23 protein-coding genes are annotated in these 18629 nt (G+C 55.2%); 7 read left to right on the plus strand and 16 right to left on the minus strand.

Annotated features, from left to right (window positions below; translation table 11 throughout):
• Positions 1–68 precede the first annotated feature (68 nt).
• Positions 69–305 (plus strand): YdcH family protein, encoded by a 237-nt coding sequence (locus AVO41_RS02105; RefSeq protein ID WP_068581870.1) that lies wholly within the window; start codon positions 69–71, stop codon positions 303–305.
• A gap of 62 nt (positions 306–367) precedes the next feature.
• Here the strand turns inward: AVO41_RS02105 and AVO41_RS02110 are convergent, their stop codons facing one another.
• Positions 368–757, minus strand: coding sequence for a homoserine dehydrogenase (locus AVO41_RS02110; RefSeq protein ID WP_068581873.1), 390 nt, complete (start codon positions 755–757; stop codon positions 368–370).
• Between the two features lie 164 nt (positions 758–921).
• Between AVO41_RS02110 and AVO41_RS02115 the strand changes: the two genes are divergently transcribed.
• Positions 922–1545, plus strand: a complete 624-nt coding sequence (locus AVO41_RS02115) for a hypothetical protein (RefSeq protein ID WP_068581875.1) — start codon at positions 922–924, stop codon at positions 1543–1545.
• Positions 1546–1595: 50 nt separating this feature from the next.
• On the opposite strand, the gene bioC is transcribed toward AVO41_RS02115, so the two are convergent.
• From bioC to bioB, 4 genes are all read right to left on the minus strand, one after another.
• Positions 1596–2513: a malonyl-ACP O-methyltransferase BioC gene (gene bioC / locus AVO41_RS02120; RefSeq protein WP_068581877.1), complete on the minus strand. Its 918-nt coding sequence runs from the start codon at positions 2511–2513 to the stop codon at positions 1596–1598.
• A 267-nt stretch (positions 2514–2780) separates the two neighbouring features.
• Positions 2781–3587 carry an alpha/beta fold hydrolase gene (locus AVO41_RS02125; RefSeq protein ID WP_068581879.1) on the minus strand — a complete coding sequence of 269 codons (807 nt, stop codon included), beginning with the start codon at positions 3585–3587 and terminating at the stop codon, positions 2781–2783.
• Entirely contained in the window at positions 3577–4779 is a 1203-nt protein-coding gene (gene bioF, locus AVO41_RS02130; protein WP_068581881.1) for an 8-amino-7-oxononanoate synthase, read from the minus strand. The genes AVO41_RS02125 and bioF overlap by 11 nt, the downstream gene beginning before the upstream one ends.
• A gap of 9 nt (positions 4780–4788) precedes the next feature.
• Entirely contained in the window at positions 4789–5805 is a 1017-nt protein-coding gene (gene bioB / locus AVO41_RS02135) for a biotin synthase BioB (protein ID WP_068581883.1), read from the minus strand.
• 99 nt (positions 5806–5904) lie between these two features.
• On the opposite strand from bioB, the gene AVO41_RS02140 reads away from it, so the two are divergent.
• Positions 5905–6678, plus strand: coding sequence for a ComF family protein (locus AVO41_RS02140; RefSeq protein WP_160326775.1), 774 nt, complete (start codon positions 5905–5907; stop codon positions 6676–6678).
• A gap of 6 nt (positions 6679–6684) precedes the next feature.
• Here AVO41_RS02140 and AVO41_RS02145 read toward each other — a convergent pair whose 3' ends face one another.
• The 11 genes from AVO41_RS02145 to hisB all read right to left on the minus strand — a co-directional run bounded on the left by AVO41_RS02145 (position 6685) and on the right by hisB (position 14721).
• The gene (locus AVO41_RS02145) at positions 6685–7368 is read right to left on the minus strand and encodes a zinc metallopeptidase (RefSeq protein WP_068581888.1); all 684 of its coding nucleotides are present in this window, start codon (positions 7366–7368) and stop codon (positions 6685–6687) included.
• Positions 7369–9168, minus strand: coding sequence for a thioredoxin domain-containing protein (locus tag AVO41_RS02150; RefSeq protein ID WP_160326776.1), 1800 nt, complete (start codon positions 9166–9168; stop codon positions 7369–7371).
• A 55-nt stretch (positions 9169–9223) separates the two neighbouring features.
• The gene (tatC, locus tag AVO41_RS02155) at positions 9224–10234 is read right to left on the minus strand and encodes a twin-arginine translocase subunit TatC (RefSeq protein ID WP_068581892.1); all 1011 of its coding nucleotides are present in this window, start codon (positions 10232–10234) and stop codon (positions 9224–9226) included.
• Positions 10231–10740, minus strand: coding sequence for a Sec-independent protein translocase protein TatB (gene tatB / locus AVO41_RS02160; protein ID WP_068581894.1), 510 nt, complete (start codon positions 10738–10740; stop codon positions 10231–10233). Before tatB ends, tatC begins: the two co-directional genes overlap by 4 nt.
• Positions 10741–10780: 40 nt before the next feature.
• Positions 10781–11059, minus strand: coding sequence for a Sec-independent protein translocase subunit TatA (locus AVO41_RS02165; RefSeq protein ID WP_068581896.1), 279 nt, complete (start codon positions 11057–11059; stop codon positions 10781–10783).
• A 105-nt stretch (positions 11060–11164) separates the two neighbouring features.
• Entirely contained in the window at positions 11165–11485 is a 321-nt protein-coding gene (locus tag AVO41_RS02170; protein ID WP_068581898.1) for a histidine triad nucleotide-binding protein, read from the minus strand.
• A gap of 100 nt (positions 11486–11585) precedes the next feature.
• Positions 11586–11930, minus strand: coding sequence for a phosphoribosyl-ATP diphosphatase (locus tag AVO41_RS02175; protein WP_068581901.1), 345 nt, complete (start codon positions 11928–11930; stop codon positions 11586–11588).
• Positions 11927–12700 (minus strand): imidazole glycerol phosphate synthase subunit HisF, encoded by a 774-nt coding sequence (gene hisF, locus AVO41_RS02180; protein ID WP_068581903.1) that lies wholly within the window; start codon positions 12698–12700, stop codon positions 11927–11929. Before hisF ends, AVO41_RS02175 begins: the two co-directional genes overlap by 4 nt.
• A complete protein-coding gene (gene hisA / locus AVO41_RS02185; RefSeq protein WP_068581905.1) occupies positions 12697–13455 on the minus strand; it encodes a 1-(5-phosphoribosyl)-5-[(5-phosphoribosylamino)methylideneamino]imidazole-4-carboxamide isomerase in 759 nt (252 codons plus the stop codon). Before hisA ends, hisF begins: the two co-directional genes overlap by 4 nt.
• Before the next feature lie 15 nt (positions 13456–13470).
• Positions 13471–14130 (minus strand): imidazole glycerol phosphate synthase subunit HisH, encoded by a 660-nt coding sequence (hisH, locus tag AVO41_RS02190; RefSeq protein ID WP_068581908.1) that lies wholly within the window; start codon positions 14128–14130, stop codon positions 13471–13473.
• Positions 14131–14721: an imidazoleglycerol-phosphate dehydratase HisB gene (gene hisB / locus AVO41_RS02195; RefSeq protein WP_068581911.1), complete on the minus strand. Its 591-nt coding sequence runs from the start codon at positions 14719–14721 to the stop codon at positions 14131–14133.
• Positions 14722–15160: 439 nt separating this feature from the next.
• On the opposite strand from hisB, the gene ccoN reads away from it, so the two are divergent.
• The 4 genes from ccoN to ccoP all read left to right on the plus strand — a co-directional run bounded on the left by ccoN (position 15161) and on the right by ccoP (position 18583).
• Positions 15161–16591, plus strand: a complete 1431-nt coding sequence (ccoN, locus tag AVO41_RS02200; RefSeq protein ID WP_068581915.1) for a cytochrome-c oxidase, cbb3-type subunit I — start codon at positions 15161–15163, stop codon at positions 16589–16591.
• Positions 16592–16726: 135 nt separating this feature from the next.
• Positions 16727–17488, plus strand: a complete 762-nt coding sequence (ccoO, locus tag AVO41_RS02205) for a cytochrome-c oxidase, cbb3-type subunit II (RefSeq protein WP_369793271.1) — start codon at positions 16727–16729, stop codon at positions 17486–17488.
• Position 17489: 1 nt separating this feature from the next.
• Positions 17490–17663 (plus strand): cbb3-type cytochrome c oxidase subunit 3, encoded by a 174-nt coding sequence (locus AVO41_RS10735; RefSeq protein ID WP_235584629.1) that lies wholly within the window; start codon positions 17490–17492, stop codon positions 17661–17663.
• A gap of 20 nt (positions 17664–17683) precedes the next feature.
• Positions 17684–18583: a cytochrome-c oxidase, cbb3-type subunit III gene (ccoP, locus tag AVO41_RS02210; protein WP_068581922.1), complete on the plus strand. Its 900-nt coding sequence runs from the start codon at positions 17684–17686 to the stop codon at positions 18581–18583.
• Positions 18584–18629 lie beyond the last annotated feature (46 nt).

Consider the following 18629-nt stretch of genomic DNA (forward strand, 5'->3'; position numbering starts at 1 on the left):
CTTGACGCTGAGGTTGACCTGTCGGTAAACTCTTGCGGCTGGTTTTATTTAGATAAGGAGAAAGGCTGATGGCATTGGAACATCATGATCTGGCACACGAGTTTCCAGAATTTAAAGAGCGCATCCACGAATTGAAAATGAACGATGCGCACTTTCAAAAGTTGTTTGGGCAATACGACGAAGCCACCACCAAAATTGAGGCGCTGGAAAAAGAAGAGTCGCCTGTGGCGGATGAAACCATGGAAGACCTGAAAAAGCAGCGTTTGGCGCTCAAAGATGATTTGTACGCCATGCTAAAAGGGTAAGCCCTGGTTCAGTGTCATGACGATAAGCCCGCTTTCAGGCGGGCTTTTTTGTGGGTGCTTGCTTAATAGCCGATGTCAGAATGATGAGATTGGGGAATCGCTTCGGACCCCGGCAGCAGATACCACATCAGATAATCGACCACCATCGGCACCAGCACGGTGTGCTTGTTACCACTTTCCTGCAGCTTCTTGCGAATGGCCTGTTTCAGGTCGGCGCGGTTGGAGGTGTCCATAATGATGTCAATTTCTTCGCCGAATTTGTCGAGGGCTTCTTCAAATTCGGGAAAATTAGGGATGCCACGCTGTTCGACATTTTTGAGCAGCGGGTTGTTCATATTGGGTTCGCTGACACCAATGATTTCGATGTGGTCCGCGTTCATGTTGCTGAACTGCTCGTAAAATTTACCGCCGATTCGGCCCAGACCGATCATCAGTATGGTAATTTTTCGCATGAATGTTCTCCTCGTTGCCTGGTATATGGCTTAATCTGTGGTGACTGTGATTAGTGTTTCAGAGCGCAACGATGGATCAAACAGGTCGAGTGCTGAGACCTGTGCAAACAGTATTCGTCTTATTGTTGATGAGCAGTATAGCTTATTTTGGAAAGGGAGAAAGCATGGTTGCCTGTCACAATGCCAAGAATTATTTATCTGCCAGCAGGTTTTTTTATCGCCTGCCCGCATGGCGTTTGCCGCGTGTCTGGCTGCCGGCCTGTGCGGTGGGCCTGATGACGCTTGGTGTGTGGCAAGACAGTTGGGCGTACACCCAGCCGTGTGAATTGGTCGCGCAGTTATCGGGGCCGGATTATGAGGTCAAACCCAAACGCATGGCTATGATGCAGTCGCCGTCCTTCTGGCCCGAAGGGCAGTCGCCGACCCTGTTGGGACGCAATGGGGTCTGGTTTATTTATCAGGGCCGCTCGCCCTGGTTTGCCGTGGACGCTTGTGCCCCCCAGAGGATGTCGGTGAGTGGGCAGTCAGTGATGCGCGTGCCGGTGGTGCTCAATCTGCGTACCGGGGTCAATGCGGTGGTGACGTCGCGTTTTGTGATCAAGGTGCGTCGTCAGCGCGATCTGGAACAACTCAGTGCGCGTTATGGCTTTAATCTGATCACACGGTTGCCCAATCGGTTTACTGCCGTGTTTGATGTGGGAACCCCCGCCTCTTATGACAGCCTGCTGGAAACGTTGGACCGCGATCGTGACATTGAGTATGCGCTGCCCATCGTCTCGGAGCCTTGAGATGCTAGCCTGTCCTATTGACCAGGTCTGGTAAAAAGCAGTGCCGAGGATCAGTTCCGGGTTTGCCGGGCAAACTCGTCCAGGCTGATTTCGACGTGCCCGGATTTATCGCGATGGGGGCCTTTGATCACTTCTTCAGCGGCCCAGGCGTGGCCTTGCACCACTTCAAAGGTGGCGGGAATCTGCCCGTCCGTTGTCTGCCGAAACCCTTCATAGGCCTTGAGCATGGCTTGAAAGCGGTTTTTTCCGGTCAGTCCGTGTGCTCGACCCTGAGTGGCGTTGGTCGCTCCGATGGCTTTCAGGTCTTTCAGCACGCCCATCGGCCGATCATAGGTGAGGGTGAAATGGGTGGTGTCCATCACCGGCTGGCCAAAGCCATTGCGAATCAGTGCATCGCCCAGATCATGCATGTCGATAAAGGTATTGACGTGTTCGCGATCGTCTACGTTTGACCAGGCCTGGCGCAGCTCTTTCAGTGTGTCGGGGCCGAAGGAGCTGAACATGAACAGCCCCTCCGGTCGAAGCACACGCCGAATCTCGGCAAACACACGGTCTGGGTCATCGCACCATTGCAGCATCAGGTTGGTCATGACCAGATCCACGCTGTGATCGGCCAGTGGCAGTGAATGGGCGTCGGCATTGAGCAAGCCTGGAAGTGGGCGTCGCTGAAAAGGTTTTTGCCACCAGCGCGGGCGTTGGGCGCCCAGGCGAACGCGTGCGGCCTGGAGCATGTGCGGAGACAGATCCAACGACAGCAAGGATGCCTTGGGGTAGCGCCGCTGCAGCTTGACGGATAAAAATCCGGTGCCGGCCCCCAGGTCCAGAATCCGCTCGGGCGTCAAGGTGACCAGATCCAATCGTTGGTCCATGTCTTCGGCCACGCGTTTTTGCAACACGGCGGCTTCATCATAGGTGCGGGCGGCCTGGTTGAAGTGCTGCTGAATGTGATCGCGACGAAATTTAAGCATGGAGGTATTCTAGTGTAGTGTCTTGTCTAAAACCAGGTTTAAACGAGTCAAGAAAATGTCATCTACTAGACACGTTCCGAAGTGAGTGGCCAGCCCCTGACGAGGGTCGTAACGACGCAGCTTGTGTTTTCTTGACCCGCCGGCTGGGAAGGCCCAAATTCCTCAATTCAGCGTTGCTGTTTTTGGCAAGGGCGGGCCATTTCCTGCAAACAGCGCCTTGACCTGGAAAATTTGGGGGCTTTTTAAATCCGGGTTTTAGATAAGACATTACACCGGCAAAAATTCTGAAATGGCCTGGGCGGTTGCGTCGGGATGAGAGAAAAACGGCATATGGCCAGCGCCATCAATCACGCCGAACTTTGCGTCAGGCTGCAGCGTAGGCAGGGTGTCGCACAAGGTGATCGGAATCAGTGGGTCCTTTTCGCCAAACAGCCAAAGGGTGGGCAGTGACAGGCTGGCAAGTAGCGACCGGTTGTCGAGGTCGCGCAGTAGCGTCAGTCCCTGCATCAGCCCCTGATAGCTGGGCAAATGGCGTTTGCCCAGATGGGCTTTGAGTTGTTTCATTAAAGAGCGGGCATTGTCGGAGCCCTGCAGTTGCAGATTCCAGAATTGTTTGACCACTCTGGCGCTTTCAATGGCCAGAGCTTGAATGAAGTCACTCATCAGTTTGGGGCTGACCGCCTTGTGCCAGCCTTCGTTCTGGACAAAGCGCGGGGTGCTGGCCAGACAGATCAGGGATTCAATGTGTTTGTTTGTGGCCGGGTCTTGCGCGCGGGCAGCCAGCTGTTGCGCCAGCAGCCCGCCCAGCGACCAGCCCAGTAAATGGGTGCGATCCGGCAATGCTTCCCAGAGGGCATCCAGCCAGGCCTTTGGCAGCGCATCGGGCGGACAGGCGGGCAGAGCGGGGGTGTGGCCAAACCCCGGTAGCTCCAGCAGCACCACATGGAATCGTTCGCCGAAATGGTCGGCGGCCCAGTCTTCCCAGATGGCATTTTCCGCCGCCCAGCCATGAATCAGGGTAAGGGTGGGGGCATCAGAATCGGTTCGCCCCAAATGGGTTTGATTAACGTGCATGCGACAGTCCTTGTTCCTGGTAGGCATTGGCCAGGGCTCTTACCAGTTGCTCAATTTGTTCCGCGCTGTGATCGGCGCTCAGGGTGATGCGCAGTCGGGCCGACCCTTTGGGTACGGTCGGGGGGCGAATGGCCCCGACCCAGAATCCGGCGGATTTAAGCGTTTCGGCCAGTGCCATGGTGGGTGCATTGTCGCCGATCAGGATGGGTTGAATCGGTGTGGATGAGGCCATCAGTGGCAGGTTTGCCTGGCTTGCCAGGGTGCGAAAGGCATTAATGTTGTCGTGCAGGCGTTGTCGCCGAGGCTCGTCGGTTTGGACCAAAGACAGCGCCGCACGGGTCGCCTCCGCCATTATGGGTGAACTGGCGGTGGTAAAGACATAGGGGCGGGCCAGCTGCATCAGGGTGTCGATGAGTTGTTTGCTGCCGGCGACAAAGGCCCCGGCGGTGCCAAACGCTTTGCCCAGTGTTCCCACCAGAATGGTGTTATCGTCGGGCCGCAAGCCGAAATGGGCAAAGCTGCCGCGTCCCTCAGGGCCCAGTACACCAAACCCATGTGCATCGTCCACCAGCAACCAGGCCTGGTAAGTTTGGCACAAGGCTTGAATGCCAGCCAAAGGGGCGAGATCGCCATCCATGCTGAAGACACCGTCAGTGACAACCAATGCCTGGCGTTCGGCTTGTCGCGCACGTTGTAAGCGTTTTTCCAGTGCGTTCAGGTCGACATGCGGGTAGCGTTGCAATTCAGCCGCACTCAAGCGGGCGCCATCCAGAAGGGAGGCGTGGTTGAGTTTGTCGGCGATGATCACGTCGCCTTTTTCAGCCAGCGTCTGTTGCACAGCCAAGTTGGCCATGTAGCCGGTAGAAAACAGCAGCGCCGCTTCCACACCCAGCCAGTCGGCCAGTTCGTCCTCAAGCAGGTGATGACTCAGATGGTGGCCGCTGATTAAATGGGCGGCGCCGCTGCCCAGGCTGTGATCGGACAGGGCGACCTTTGCCGCGTGTTTGATCGTCGGGTGATTGGCCAGTCCCAGATAATCATTGCTGGCAAAGTTAAGACAGGTCAGACCGTTGATTTGAGTGGTCACGCTTTGGGGTTGGGTGACCAGCGGGCGCTGTCGCCACAAACCGTTTGCGCGGTGATTGGCCAGTTTCTGTTCCAGCCGATCGGATAAGGAAGCCTCGATGCTCATGACAGAGAATCAGGCCGTGAGTTCGGTGACTTGAGCCGCCAGTTTCTGGGCACGGGCCTGTGCCTGTTCATCGGTTTGTTTGTGAATGCCCAGTTTGGCAAACAATTGCTCATCGTGGCCGGCTTCCGGGTTTTCCGTGGTCAGCAGTTTGTCACCATAAAAAATCGAGTTGGCGCCAGCAAGAAAACACAATGCCTGCGCTTCGTCCGGCATTTCCATGCGCCCCGCAGACAGGCGCACATAGGTTTGCGGCATGGTGATGCGGGACGCGGCAATCACGCGAATGAATTCAAAGCTGTCGGTTTTGCCTTTCATGTGGGCCAGGGGCGTGCCTTCGATCGGAACCAGCAGGTTGATGGGCACCGAGTCCGGGTGGTGGCGCATGGTGGCAAAGGTGCGGATCAGTTCGGCCCGGTCTTTGTGGGCCTCGCCCATGCCGATGATGCCTCCGGAGCAGACATGAATGCCTGCCTGCTGGACCTTGTCGATGGTGTCCAGTCGGTCCTGATAATTGCGGGTGGTGATGATTTTGGGGTAAAACGCTTCGGAAGTATCCAGATTGTGATTGTAGTAATCCAGCCCGGCCTCTTTGAGTTGGCGCACCTGATCATCACTGAGCATGCCCAGGGTGAGGCAGGTTTCCAGTCCCAGGTTTTTGACCACGCGCACCATTTCCAGAACGTTGGGGAAATCTTTTTTGCTGGGGTTGCGCCAGGCGGCGCCCATGCACAGACGGGTTGCCCCTTTTTCTTTGGCAGCGACGGCCTGCTCAATCACTTCCTGAACGTCCATCATGTGTTCTTTTTCCACGTCGGTGCGATTGCGTGCGCTTTGGGAACAGTAAGCGCAATCCTCGGCGCAGCCACCGGTTTTGATGTTGACCAGCGTGCTGGTCTGCACTTCGTTGGGGTCGAAGTATTGACGATGGACGGTCTGGGCCTGAAAAATCAAATCGTTAAAGGGTTGATTCATCAGAGTCTGGATTTCTTCCAGCGTCCAATCCGTTCGAATGTCGCCCAGAGCCATAAAAAACTGCCTTCGATCTTTTGGTAAAGTGCCATTATAACCAATTGACACCGGGACATCATATTGAAAGCGCACGAGGTCAGAAAGAGACGCCACCGCTTGATGCGGGTCACCGCGACAGGGGTTTCACGCCGTTTGAAAGCTTTAACGCAATGGGTCTTTCCACCTGTCTGTGTGCAGACGGGCACGCCCACCCGGTCGCTGGATCTGTCGGCGCCGCTCTGGGCGGAGATGGCGAAACAGACAGAGCAAAGATTTTGTTCAAGGTGCGCCTTGCCCGTTGCGCCCTCGGCACCGAGCGAGGTGTGTGGTGCCTGTTTGCAGCGGCCTCCGCCGTATGAGCACACGCGCGCGGCGTTTCGTTACCAGGACCTGGCCAGGGACTGGGTTCAGGCGATGAAATACGGCCCGGATATGAGTTATGCCGAGGTCATGGCTCAATGCTGGTATCGACGCTTGGGCGCAATGCAGGCACCTGTGGCGGAACCGGTGTATCTGATCCCGGTGCCGTTGCACCCGGATCGTTTGCGCGAACGTGGTTTTAATCAGTCGCTGGAGCTGGCGAAACGTCTGGCGGCTCTGAACGGGACGCATCAATGGGTGGTGTGTGCTGATTGGGTCCGGCGTGTTCAGCCCACGTCGCCGCAAGCGAGCCTGTCGGCCAAAGCCCGGCAGGACAACCTCAAACAGGCGTTTCAACTGACTGCTCAGGGAAGGGAGCATTTGGCGATGCTCAAGCAGGGAACGGTGGTGATGGTGGATGATGTGATGACCACCGGCAGTACCTTGTTTTCATTGGGGCAGCGGCTTCGCCAGCCCAACCCCCGTCTCCGCCTGGAAGCCTGGGTGTTTGCCCGGGCCAATGTGAATTAGGTTGTGTCAGCGCTTTAACGCTCGCAGCCATTTCCATAAATTCAGAAGGCTCGACAGGGACGCAGCCACGTAGGTCATGGCACAGGCCCAGAGAATCCGGCGAGCTTTCTTGAGGTCCGATTTTGACAGGTAATCGCCCTGTTGCAAAATCGGCAGGGCGCGTTGATAGCTGGCGTCAAATTCTACTGGTAAGGTGGAAAGGTGAATCATGACCGGCACGCCCATGGCGATGAAGCCAGCTCCGAAGGTGACCAGTCCGATGAGTGGCGTATGCATCAGCGGAATCAGAAACGGTGTGGCCATCAGCGCCATGCCGCTGAATTTCTGCATCCACTGTGAGCGTTCCACCAGTACGGTCCGCTGAATAAAGGGGGCATAGCCCTGTTGGTCCTGAATGGCATGCCCGATCTCGTGGGCCGCCGTGGTGATTGCGGTCAGGGAGTTGCTGTGATAGTTGAACTGGCTCAGTCGCACGACCTTGTCAATCGGGTCGTAATGGTCGCCTTCCTCGGTGATTTCGACCCGAATGGGCAGATGATGCTGTCTGGCCAGATGTTCGGCAAACTGGCCGCCGGTGCCGGGTATGTCTGGGTGCGGCTGGCTGTGTTTGTTTAAAATGTGGCGGGTATAAAGGCTGGGCAGGGTGGTCAGTACAAACAACCCGATCAGCGCGATGATCAGCCACGCCATTTAGGGCTGCTCCAGTGCCGAATCCCCTCTGATTTCGGCACAGCGCAGACGATGATAGGTGTCGGCATGTTCCAGCGGTCGCGCCCAGGCCTGGCTTGTTTCGGCAGGCGAAAGCGCTTGGCAGGGCAACTGAGCCGATGGGCTGGGCAAAACTTGTGCGCTCAGCAAGGGCGGTGCGGCATGCAAAGCAATGCGCGTCTGATCACTGGTGTACCAGCTTTGGTTGCGGTGATAGCGCCGGATCAGCGTCTGGCGTTTTTCTGCGAGCCAGTCAGCGCTGTTACCCTGAGGGTTGAGCCGGGTGCGGCCAGCGTCTTTGGTGGCGTTCAGCCAGTCCTGCAAACCGCTCAAAACGTGGGTTTGATCGGTCAGTTGCGCCTGTCCAATTGTTTCAGAGGGGGCGTCCGTGCTCATGGCGGCAGGCAAAAAATCACCCTGCCATTGATCCCAGAGCGCTTGCGCCAGTTTTTTCCCTGTTTCGAGCGCAGCGACATCCGGGGCATGTTGGATGGCCGCGGCGTAAGCGGATAAAAGCAAGCCATTCCAGCCGAGCACGGCTTTGTTGTCCAAGGGCGGTTGCGTTCGGCTGCAACCGATCTGGGTGCGGATTTCAGGCCAGTGGGGCATCAAAGCAGGCGTTGGTTTGGGCAACCAGCCCGCTTTGAAAGGCGGGGTCTCATCCAGTGACCAGGCACGAGTCAGAGCACCCCAGGCGTTTTGTTCCAGTTGCGGACGAATTTGTGTTGTCAGGGCCTGTCGGCTCCATAGGTAATTGCCGCCTTCCACGCCCTGGTGGTCCAGGGCCGACTGAGACCCGATCGCCAAACCGATGTCGGGTTGAAACAACGTGTTTTGCACATAGTTCAGGGTGCGTTGGGCAGTGGTGGTGAAATCCGGGCGATCAAAATAGGTGCCGGCGTCAAAATAAAGGCGTGCCAGCAGCGCCTGGGTATAAAGCATCTTTTCAAAATGAGGCGTTTGCCATTCCGGGTCCACTGTGTAGCGAAAAAAACCGCCATGAACGTGATCCTGTAGATGCTGGTTTTGCATCTGTTCCAGCGTTGTTAGCAGCCAGTCATTGATGCTGGCGCGATTGGCAAGCGTGGTTTGCTCGATCAGCAAGCTCAGCACCGTCTGTAACAGGGGGGCTTGGGGAAACTTGTTGGTGCCTTCGAGTCCGCCGCTGAAATCATCCATCTTTTGCCGTAACTGTTGGGTCAGGCGCTGGGCAAACGTCTCGGCGTTCATGCGTTCGGGCAGGCTCAGGTCGAGAGACGGTTGGGCTGTTTGACGCGCTTTGGCCACCAGCGTACGAATGCGCTGGGGTGCATTCTGCCAGGTTCGCACGCTTCGGCGGAGTGTCTGCTGGAAATCGTCCGGTGGTTGATACACAAATGCCACGAAGGGATCGCCTTCCGGGGTTAGGATCAGGTGTTGCGGCCAGCCGGCATGGCCAGCCAAGACGCGTGCCGTGTCGAGCATGTTCTGGTCCAGCGCCGGTTGCAGTTCGCGGTCGATTTTGACCGAAATGAAATGCTGGTTGAGGTACGCGGCGATCTCGGGCGACTGGTAATTATCAGCCTGCATGACGTGACACCAGTGACAGGCGTAATAACCGCTGGAAAGCAGGATTAGTTTGTCGCGTGCTTGGGCGCGATCAAACAGGTCAGGCGACCAGACCTGCCAGTCCACTGGATCCTCGCCGTGCATGGCCAGATAAGCAGAGGGGTGGTCTTTGAGCGCATTGGTGGTCAGCGCAAGCGCGGTGCCGGGTTTGAGGGCCAGCATTGCGACGGCCATCAGCGCCCAGCCAAACAATGAGCAGCAGACCGGGTGTCTTTTTAACCAGGCCTGGTTATTTTTTAGGAGGCTCGTCATCATCGGAAGGGCCGGCATCGTTTTTGCGCTGTTTGGATTGGTTTTTTTCCAAGGCATCAAACTCGGCTTCGATTTGATCAAAGGTGTCGTCCCAGTCACTGTCATCCCAGTCCTCATCCAGTTGATCCGCGTAGCGATCATCGAATTCCGGTTCCGTGGTGGTCTCGCTGGACTTGGTGCGCTTGTTTGCGGCCTCATTCTGATCAGACGTCGCCTCGGTTTCGTCCTCGTCTTCGTCCTTATTTTTGCCACGGGCTTTGAGTACCATGCCCCCGACGATCACCCCGGCTTCGTAAAGCAGCCACACAGGGATGGCGAGGAGCGTCTGAGAGATAATGTCCGGTGGCGTCAGCAGCATGCCCAATACAAAGGCCGCAACCACGATGTAAGGGCGGGCATGCGAGAGTTTCTCCGGTGTGGTCATGCCGGTGATGATCAGTAGCACCACCACAATCGGGACCTCAAACGCCAAGCCAAAGGCAAAGAACATCTTAATGACGAAATCAAGGTAAAGGGCGATGTCGGTGGCGACGGTGACCCCTTCCGGCGCGGCGGTGGACAGGAAGCCGAACACCAGTGGAAACACCACGTAATAGGCAAACAGGCCCCCGGCATAAAACAGGAAGGAACTGAAAAACAGCAGCGGCCCGATCAGTTTCTTTTCATGCTGATACAGGGCCGGGGCAATGAACCACCAGATCTGATAGAGCAAGTACGGCATGGCCAGGTAAATGGCCAGCACCAAGCTCAGTTTGAACGGGGTGAGGAACGGTGAGGCCACCCCGGTGGCGATCATACTGGTGTCGTCGGGCAGAAAGCGCGACAGTGGCTCGGAAATGTAAAGGTAAAGATCGTTGGCGAACGGGAACAGAGCAATGAACAGAACCAGTATGGCCAGAATGCCTTTGGTCACTGCGTTTCGAAGGTCCAGAAGGTGGTGGACCAGCGACATTTCCTTGTCCTGGGGAGGCAGTGCGCCGTCGCTCATGAATGGGCCTGCTTGGTTTCGGTTTCCGTTTGCGCGCGTTCACTGGACGCCGTCTGTGTCGGCTGGGAACCAGAATCGGTTGTCTGTTCTGAAGCGGGAGCCCCCGCTTGACTGCTTTGCGACTCAGCGGGTTCCTCGGCTTGGGGCGGTTTGGGCTGAGCGGGCGCCCGATTGAACTGAGACGGCGTCACTTCTTCGATGTCGCCGAAGGGACGGGTGATCTGCTCGTGTTCGCCCAGATCCTTTTCGAAGTCGGAAAAGTCTTTGTGCATGGAGCGCGAAATGTCTTCCAGTTCCTTGCGTTCCTGGTCCAGGTTCATGGAGGTCTGAATTTCGCGCACCGTGTCATTGAGCTCACTGCTTTCGCGAACGGAATGCACAAAGCGTTTGGTTTTGCCGACAAATTGACCGATCTTGCGTGCGACTTCCGGCATGCGCTCCGGGCCGATCACCAACAGAGCGATCACCAGAATCACCATGATTTCGAGCATGCCGATATCAAACATCGCTTACAGGTCCTTATGAGCCGGAAAGACCGGCGTGATTTCAAGCTTTGGGCGTTTTGTCCGACTCGTCATCGGTTTTGGATCGAGCGGTGGCTTTGTCGCCCTCTTTTTTCTCTTCGGCCTGAACATCGAACACGTTGGCATCGTCTTTGTTTTCGATCTTGTCGTTGTCGTCTTTTCTGTCTTCTTCGGCGACGGCTTTTTTGAAGCCTTTGATCGCGCCGCCCAGGTCAGAGCCGACGTTGCGCAGGCGCTTGGCGCCAAACAGAACCAGAACAATGGCCAGAATAATCAATAGTTGCCAGATGCTAATACCCATGAGTGTTGTCTCCGTCGTGATCGGTCAAAAGAATAGCGGCTAATCTTAGCAGAAACGCGTCGTGCATGGCAATTTTGTGCGTTGTCGCTGCCGAGGGCCGGGTGATCAGTTGCCCAGCAGGTGAATGTGAACGTGAAAGACCTCCTGGCCACCGGATTCGCCGGTATGGATTTGGGTCTTGAAGCCATCCAGTCCCTGTGCCTGTGCCAGTTGAGGCAGAAGCAGCATCATGTGCCCCATCAGGTCTTTATCCTCCGGTGCCAGATCAAACAGGGTGGGGATGGGTTTTTTGGGGATCACCAGCAGGTGGATGCGGGCTTTGGGATGGATGTCATGAATGACAATGCATTTTTCGTCTTCATGGACAATGTCGGCCGGAATTTCCCGGTCAATGATTTGGCTGAAGATGCTTTTTTCAGGTGTCATAGCGAGTTCCTGTCAGTTTAAAAGGCCATTGGGTTTGGCCGTGTTGTTTGTATGAGAATCTTGTGAACGCTCATCATTGTGCCGTCAAATCCGGTTGCCTTTATTGACGGCGGGCTTTTTCTTCGTGACCTGACAGGCCAAAACGCCGTTCCAGTTCCTGGGTGACGTCTTGAGCGCTGAGGTCTTGGTGGTGGAGCAAAACCAGGGTGTGGAACCATAGGTCCGCCACCTCTCCCACCAGGGATGCCTGGTCGTGATGCTGGCTGACGCTGTGTTCCAGGTCCTTGGCCGCCATCACGGTTTCGGTGGCTTCTTCGCCCACCTTTTTCAGAATTTTATCCAGTCCCTTATGATACAAACTGGCCACATAAGAGTCATCCGCAGAGTCGTTTTTGCGTGCCTGCAGAACGCGGTCCAGCTCGGTCAGGATGTCCTGTTGGTTCATAAGCGTACCTCTATGCCTTGTTCCTGCATGCGGGTTTTGGCTTCCTTGATGCTGTACTCACCAAAGTGAAAAATACTGGCCGCCAGTACGGCTTCGGCATGGCCTTCGGTCACACCGTCACAGAGGTGGTCCAGGTTCCCCACCCCGCCGGAGGCAATGACGGGAATGGGTACGGCGTCGGCAATGGCGCGGGTCAATGACAGGTCAAAACCGGATTTGGTGCCGTCTTTGTCCATGCTGGTGACCAGCAGTTCACCCGCGCCCAGGTCCGTCATTTTCTGCGCCCACTCCAGCGCATCAATGCCGGTGGGCTTACGTCCACCGTGGGTGAATATCTCCCACTTGTCCGGGTCGCCGGGGGCGCTGACTTTTTTGGCATCGATGGCCACGACGATGCACTGAGCGCCGAATTTTTCGCTGGCTTCTTGAACAAACCCCGGATTGAAGATTGCCGCGGAGTTGATCGCGACTTTGTCGGCGCCGGCGTTCAGCATGGTGCGGACATTTTCCACTGTGCGAATGCCTCCGCCGACGGTCAGCGGAATGAAAACCTGGCTGGCGACCTGTTCGACCACATGCACAATCGTATCACGATCGTGTGCGGTGGCGGTGATGTCCAAAAAGGTTAACTCATCGGCCCCTTGTTGGTCGTATTTTTTCGCGACCTCCACCGGGTCGCCAGCGTCACGAATGTCCACAAATTGCACGCCTTTGACCACGCGCCCATTGTCCACGTCCAGGCAAGGAATGATGCGTTTGGCTAGCGTCATTTGGCGCGGACCTCCGCCTGTTGTGACAGCTGATCGGACAGAGTCTGGCCTTGTGCAAAGTCCAGTGTGCCCTCATAAATGGCGCGCCCGGTGATCGCGGCGGTGACGCCATCGCTTTCGATTTGGGCGAGTGCGCGAATGTCGTCCAGATTGGTAATGCCCCCGGAAGCGATGATAGGAATGGTGAGCGCCTGTGCCAGTTTTTGTGTGGCCTCGATGTTCACCCCTTGCATCATGCCGTCTCGTCCGATGTCGGTGTAGACGATGGCGTTGACACCATCGTCTTCAAATTGCTTGCCCAGGGTTTCGACTTGGTGGTCGGTGATTTCGGCCCAGCCATTGATCGCGACCTTGCCGTCTTTGGCGTCGAGGCCGACAATGATGTGTCCCGGAAAACGTTCACAGGCCTGACGGACGAAGTCGGGGTCGTGTACCGCCTGGGTGCCGATGATGCAATAACTGACGCCAGCGTCGAGATAGGCTTCGATGGTGGCCAAATCGCGAATGCCGCCGCCGATCTGAATGGGCAGGTCGGGATAGGCTTCACGTACCTGGTAAACGGCGTCGGCATTGACCGGCTTCCCGGCAAAGGCTCCATTCAGGTCAACCATGTGCAGACGTCTGGCGCCTTGCTGGGTCCATTTCTGAGCCATGGCGACGATGTCGCCGGAAAAAACGGTGGCATCGTTCATGTCGCCTTGGCGCAGGCGGACGCATTGCCCATCTTTCAGATCAATTGCAGGAATTAAAAGCATAAGAATCCTTTGGTGTTACTTGCCCGGCCAGTGCATGAAATTTTTTAATAATCGCAATCCCGAATCCGCACTTTTTTCCGGGTGGGCCTGGATTGCGAAGATGTTGTCCTGAGCAATGGCCGAACAAAAGGTTTCGCCGTGTGACGTTTGCCCGGCAATGGTTTCGGCTGCGTCCGGTTGAACGTAATAGCTGTGGACGAAATAAAACCAGGCGTCTTGTTCGATGCCTTGCCATATTGGGTGGTCGAGCGTCTGATGAATGCGATTCCAGCCCATGTGCGGCAACTTCAGTTCCGGGTAGGGCGTCAAATTGAAGCGGTGGGTCTGACCGGGCAGACGGTTGAGACAGTCCACGCCTTGATTTTCTTCACTGTGGCCCATTAAAACCTGCAGGCCCATGCAGATGCCGAGGAAGGGTTTTTCGTGTGAGGCCTTGAGAATCGGCTGGTGCAGCCCGGCATCGGTCAGTGCCTGCATGCAGGCACGGGCCGCACCTTGTCCCGGAAAAATGATGGCATCGGCGGCCTCAATGCGGTCGGGGTTATGGGTGATTTCAACATGCGTGTGTGCCGGGGCAACGGTTTGTGCCGCTTTGGCGACCGAGTTTAAGTTGCCCATCCCGTAATCGATGACGCAGACAAGTTTGGTGTGTGGGTGCGTGCCAACCGTCCCCATTCACAAGGCTCCTTTGGTGGAAGGGAGTTGGTCTGTCATGCGCGGATCGCTGGACAGTGCCATGCGCAGCGCCCGGCCGAATGATTTGAAAATGGTTTCGGCCTGGTGGTGGGCATTGTCGCCACGCAGGCAATCAATGTGAAGCGTGGCCTGTGCATGGTTGACAAATCCCTGGAAAAACTCCTGCACCAATTGCGTTTCAAATTGGCCGATCTGTTCGCGGGTGAAGTCGGCATTAAAAACCAGCCCGGGACGCCCGGACAGGTCAATGACCGTTCGGGAAAGCGCTTCATCCAGGGGCACATAAGCGTGACCGTAACGTTGAATGCCTTTTTTGTCGCCCACCGCTTCTTTGAGCGCCATGCCGATCGCGATGCCGATGTCTTCCACCGTGTGATGATCGTCAATATGGGTGTCGCCTTTGGCGGTGATGGTTAAATCCATCACGCCGTGGCGGGCGATCTGGTCCAGCATGTGTTCAAAAAAAGGCACGCCGGTATCGAATTGACCGTTGCCCTGACCATCCAGATTGAGTTTGACCTCGATCTGGGTTTCCAGAGTGTTGCGCGAGATGGTGGCTTGACGCGTCATGAATCGAGCTCCCGAATTCGGTGTTGTGCCCGCCAGGATTTCTTGTCGGCAGGGCCTGAAAAATCACAATATTATAGCGGTCAGGGCCTGGGGTGTGAACTTTTTTACCAGGCCTGGTGGATGAGGCCGTCCCGTCAGCGGCGGGGCGGCTGTATGGTAAAAGATAAAATTAATCAGGCGTATAAAAAAAATTTGCGTCAGTGCAATGATAAGCAAACGCTGATTTTGCGATAATACTGGCGTTCACAATTAGAGCTTTGTTCGCGAAGCTGAGGGCCTTGAGCGTTTTAAAATTTGATCTGGATTAAGTTTTGAAGCGTTTTAAGACGGCTGGGGAAGGCCAAAGTCATTATAATGGCGGGCGAGGAAACCGGCTTGTTTCAAGGGCGGCGGCTTTTGCAGCAAGTTGAATTTTTGACTATAAGGGGGAATCCTTCCGATGGATACGACAGTAAAACCACAATACAACGATGGTGTGGTCAAGTACCTGGCGGTTGGGGCAATTACGTTTCTGGTGCTGGGGACCCTGATGGGGACCTTCGCCGCAGCGCAACTTGCCTGGCCGGCTTTGAACTTTGACATCGCAGAGATCACATTTGCGCGTCTGCGTGTGATGCACACCAATACCGTTATCTTTGCCTTCGGCGGCATGACCTTGATGGCCACCGCGTTCTACACAGTACAGCGGACCAACGGCGTCAAGCTTTGGAGTAATGGCATGGCCTGGGTGACGGCCATTCTGTTTACCATTGGCCTGTTGCTGGTGGTGGTCACGATTTCTCTGGGGATGACCACGGGGAAAGAGTATCACGAGCAGGAATGGCCATTGGCGATTGCCATTGCGCTGGTCTGGACACTATATACCTTGAACTTTGTGATGACGATCGCGTCGCGTAACAAGGAAACACATCCAAATGTGTACGTGTCTAACTGGTTCTTCCTGGGGATGATGATCGCGATCACCTATCTGTATGTGGTAAACGGTCTGGCGATTCCGGTTTCCCTGTTCCGCTCCTACTCACTGTTTGGTGGTGTTCAGGATGCCATGATTCAGTGGTGGTGGGGCCATAACGCCGTTGGCTTCTTCCTGACAGCTGGTTTCTTGGGGATTATGTATTATTTCGTGCCCAAACAGGCACAGCGTCCGATCTATTCCTATCGCCTGTCGGTGATTCACTTCTGGGCGTTGATGTTCGGTTATGTTTGGCTGGGTGCGCACCACTTGCAGTACACCGCTCTGCCTGACTGGACCGGTTCGCTTGGTGCGGTGATCTCTCTGGCGATGATCATTCCATCCTGGGGTGGTGCTTTGAACGGCATGCTGACCTTGTCCGGCGCCTGGGACCGTTTGAGAACGGATTATATCCTGCGCTTCCTGATTATCTCGCTGGCGTTCTACGCGATGGCGACGTTTGAAGGGCCTGTTATGGCGGCCAAAACGGTCAACGCTTTGTCTCACTACACAGATTGGACCGTTGGTCACGTGCATTCCGGTGCATTGGGCTGGGTTGCCATGGTTTCCATCGGTGCGCTGTACCACATGGTAATGAAACTTTGGAACACCGAAATGTATTCCATGAAGCTGATTAACTTCCACTTCTGGTTGGCGACCATTGGTACCGTTTTCTACATCGTTGCGATGTGGGTCTCCGGCATCATGCAAGGTTTGATGTGGCGTGCTTACGATGAGTACGGCACACTGGCCTACACCTTTGCTGAGTCGGTTGCTGCCATGCATCCTTATTATGTGATGCGTACGGTCGGTGGCTTGCTGTTCTTCTCCGGTGCGGTGGTGATGTTGTATAACGTCATTATGACCATCCGTACGGCGAACGCACGCCAGGAAGCAGGCGTCGCAGCCAACGCATAATAACTATAAGCTGGCGGGCCGACCGGTCCGCCGCAAAATCACATTGATGAGTTGAGGAGCATTAGACTCATGTCAGAGAATCAAAAGCCCAAAAACTTTCAGGAACGCCTGGAACAAAACATTTTTGGTTTGTTCATGGCGACGGCCCTGGCGGTCTCGATCGCTGGGATTGTCGAAATCGTCCCCTTGTTCTATCTCAAGGAAGCGGTTGATTACACCGAGCAGACCGATAAGTACGGGAACGTGAAAAACGAAAAATTCCCGGAGCTTGTCTGGGAGCGTGAGTTCACCATGCAAGACGGTCAGCTGGTTTCAGACAAAAAACTGTACGAGCAAGACAAAAACGGCAACTGGGTGGTTGCAGACTGGAAAGCCGGTGATGGGGTTCGTCCTTACACGCCACTGGAATTGGCTGGACGTGACATTTATCTGCGCGAAGGCTGCTACATCTGTCACTCACAGATGATTCGTCCTTTCCGCGATGAGCGTGAGCGTTACGGTCACTTTTCTTTGGCGACCGAGTCCATGTACGACCACCCGATGCAGTGGGGGTCAAAGCGTACCGGGCCTGACTTGGCACGTGTCGGTGGTAAATACTCCGATGAATGGCATGTGTTGCACCTGATGCGTCCACAGGACATGGTGCCGGAATCCGTCATGCCTGCTTATCCATGGTTGGCTGAAAACCCAATCAATGAAAGTTTCTTCGGGACCAAGCGTGACATGGCCAAGCGTCTGACTGTTATGCGGACATTGGGTGTGCCATACACGGATGAAGAGATCGCCAATGCAGATGCAGCCATCGAGGGCTATACCGAAATGGATGCCATCGTAGCGTATATGCAGGTGCTCGGCACAATGGTTAAACTCGACGACAGTAAGTCATACCGAGAGTAATATGCTGGAGTATTTCAAGACAGACTGGTCAGCCATGACGACCTCGGATTGGGTCGGATTGATCATTACTGTGGCGGTCTTCTTCGGAATGCTCATTACCTTCTGGCGCGCCTTGCGCCCCAGTAAGCGTAAAGAGCTGGAAGAAGAAAAATATAAAATATTGGACGACGATTAATTTTTCTGAGGAGCACAAGTATGGCACAACATAACCCTTGGCCAGATGAAGGCAACACCGGCCACATTTGGGACGAAGACCTACGGGAACTCGATAACCCACCACCGCTTTGGTGGATGCTGGCTTTTTATGCCGGTTTTGTGATGATTGTTTTCTATGCTTTGTATTACCCGACCATTCCCTGGACGAACTCGCACTATGAAGGCATGTCCGGCTGGACTCAGGTTGAAGAATACAAAGAAGATTACCAGGTACTGAAAGATTGGCGTGATCAGAAGTTTGCTCAAGAAGAAGAGCAGCTGGCTGCTCTGCCGTTGAAAGAAATCATCGAAAACGATGAATTGCGCACTTACGCGGTCAAAACGTCCAAGGTGCTGTTTGGTGATTATTGCGCCGCCTGTCATGGTGCTGGCGGTCAGGGTAACCCGAACTTCCCGGTTCTGGCTGATGACGATTGGCTGTGGGGCGGTAAGGTTAATCAGATCTATACGGCCATTGAAAAAGGGCGTATCGGTAACATGCCAGCGCGCGGTATGATGGGTAACTTGAACGACCAGGAAGTTGAACAGGTTGCGGATTATGTGATCGCACTGTCCAATGGCAATGGTGATGATCCATCGGTGTCAGCCGGTAAAGCCGTTTATCAAAAAGGCATGTGCTTGGCCTGTCATGGTCCCCAAGGCAAGCCTCTTGCGCCGAATGGTGCGACCAATCTGACCGATCAGATCTGGCGCTTCAGTGGTGAGCGTGATGAAGTCATCAAAACCATCAAGTATGGTGTGATGGTTAAGAAAGACGGTGAGTTGATTGAAAACACCCGTCAGGCGGTTATGCCTGCGTTCGCAGAGCGCCTGCCCGATGCAGACGTCAACATGAAGCGTTTGGCGGTTTATGTTCACTCGCTGGGTGGCGGGCAATAATCCCGGCTTGTTTCAAACTCTGTAGTTATTGCTCAGAAAGGAGTCA

The sequence above is a fragment of the Thiomicrospira sp. WB1 genome, assembly GCF_001507535.1.
Taxonomy (GTDB): domain Bacteria; phylum Pseudomonadota; class Gammaproteobacteria; order Thiomicrospirales; family Thiomicrospiraceae; genus Hydrogenovibrio.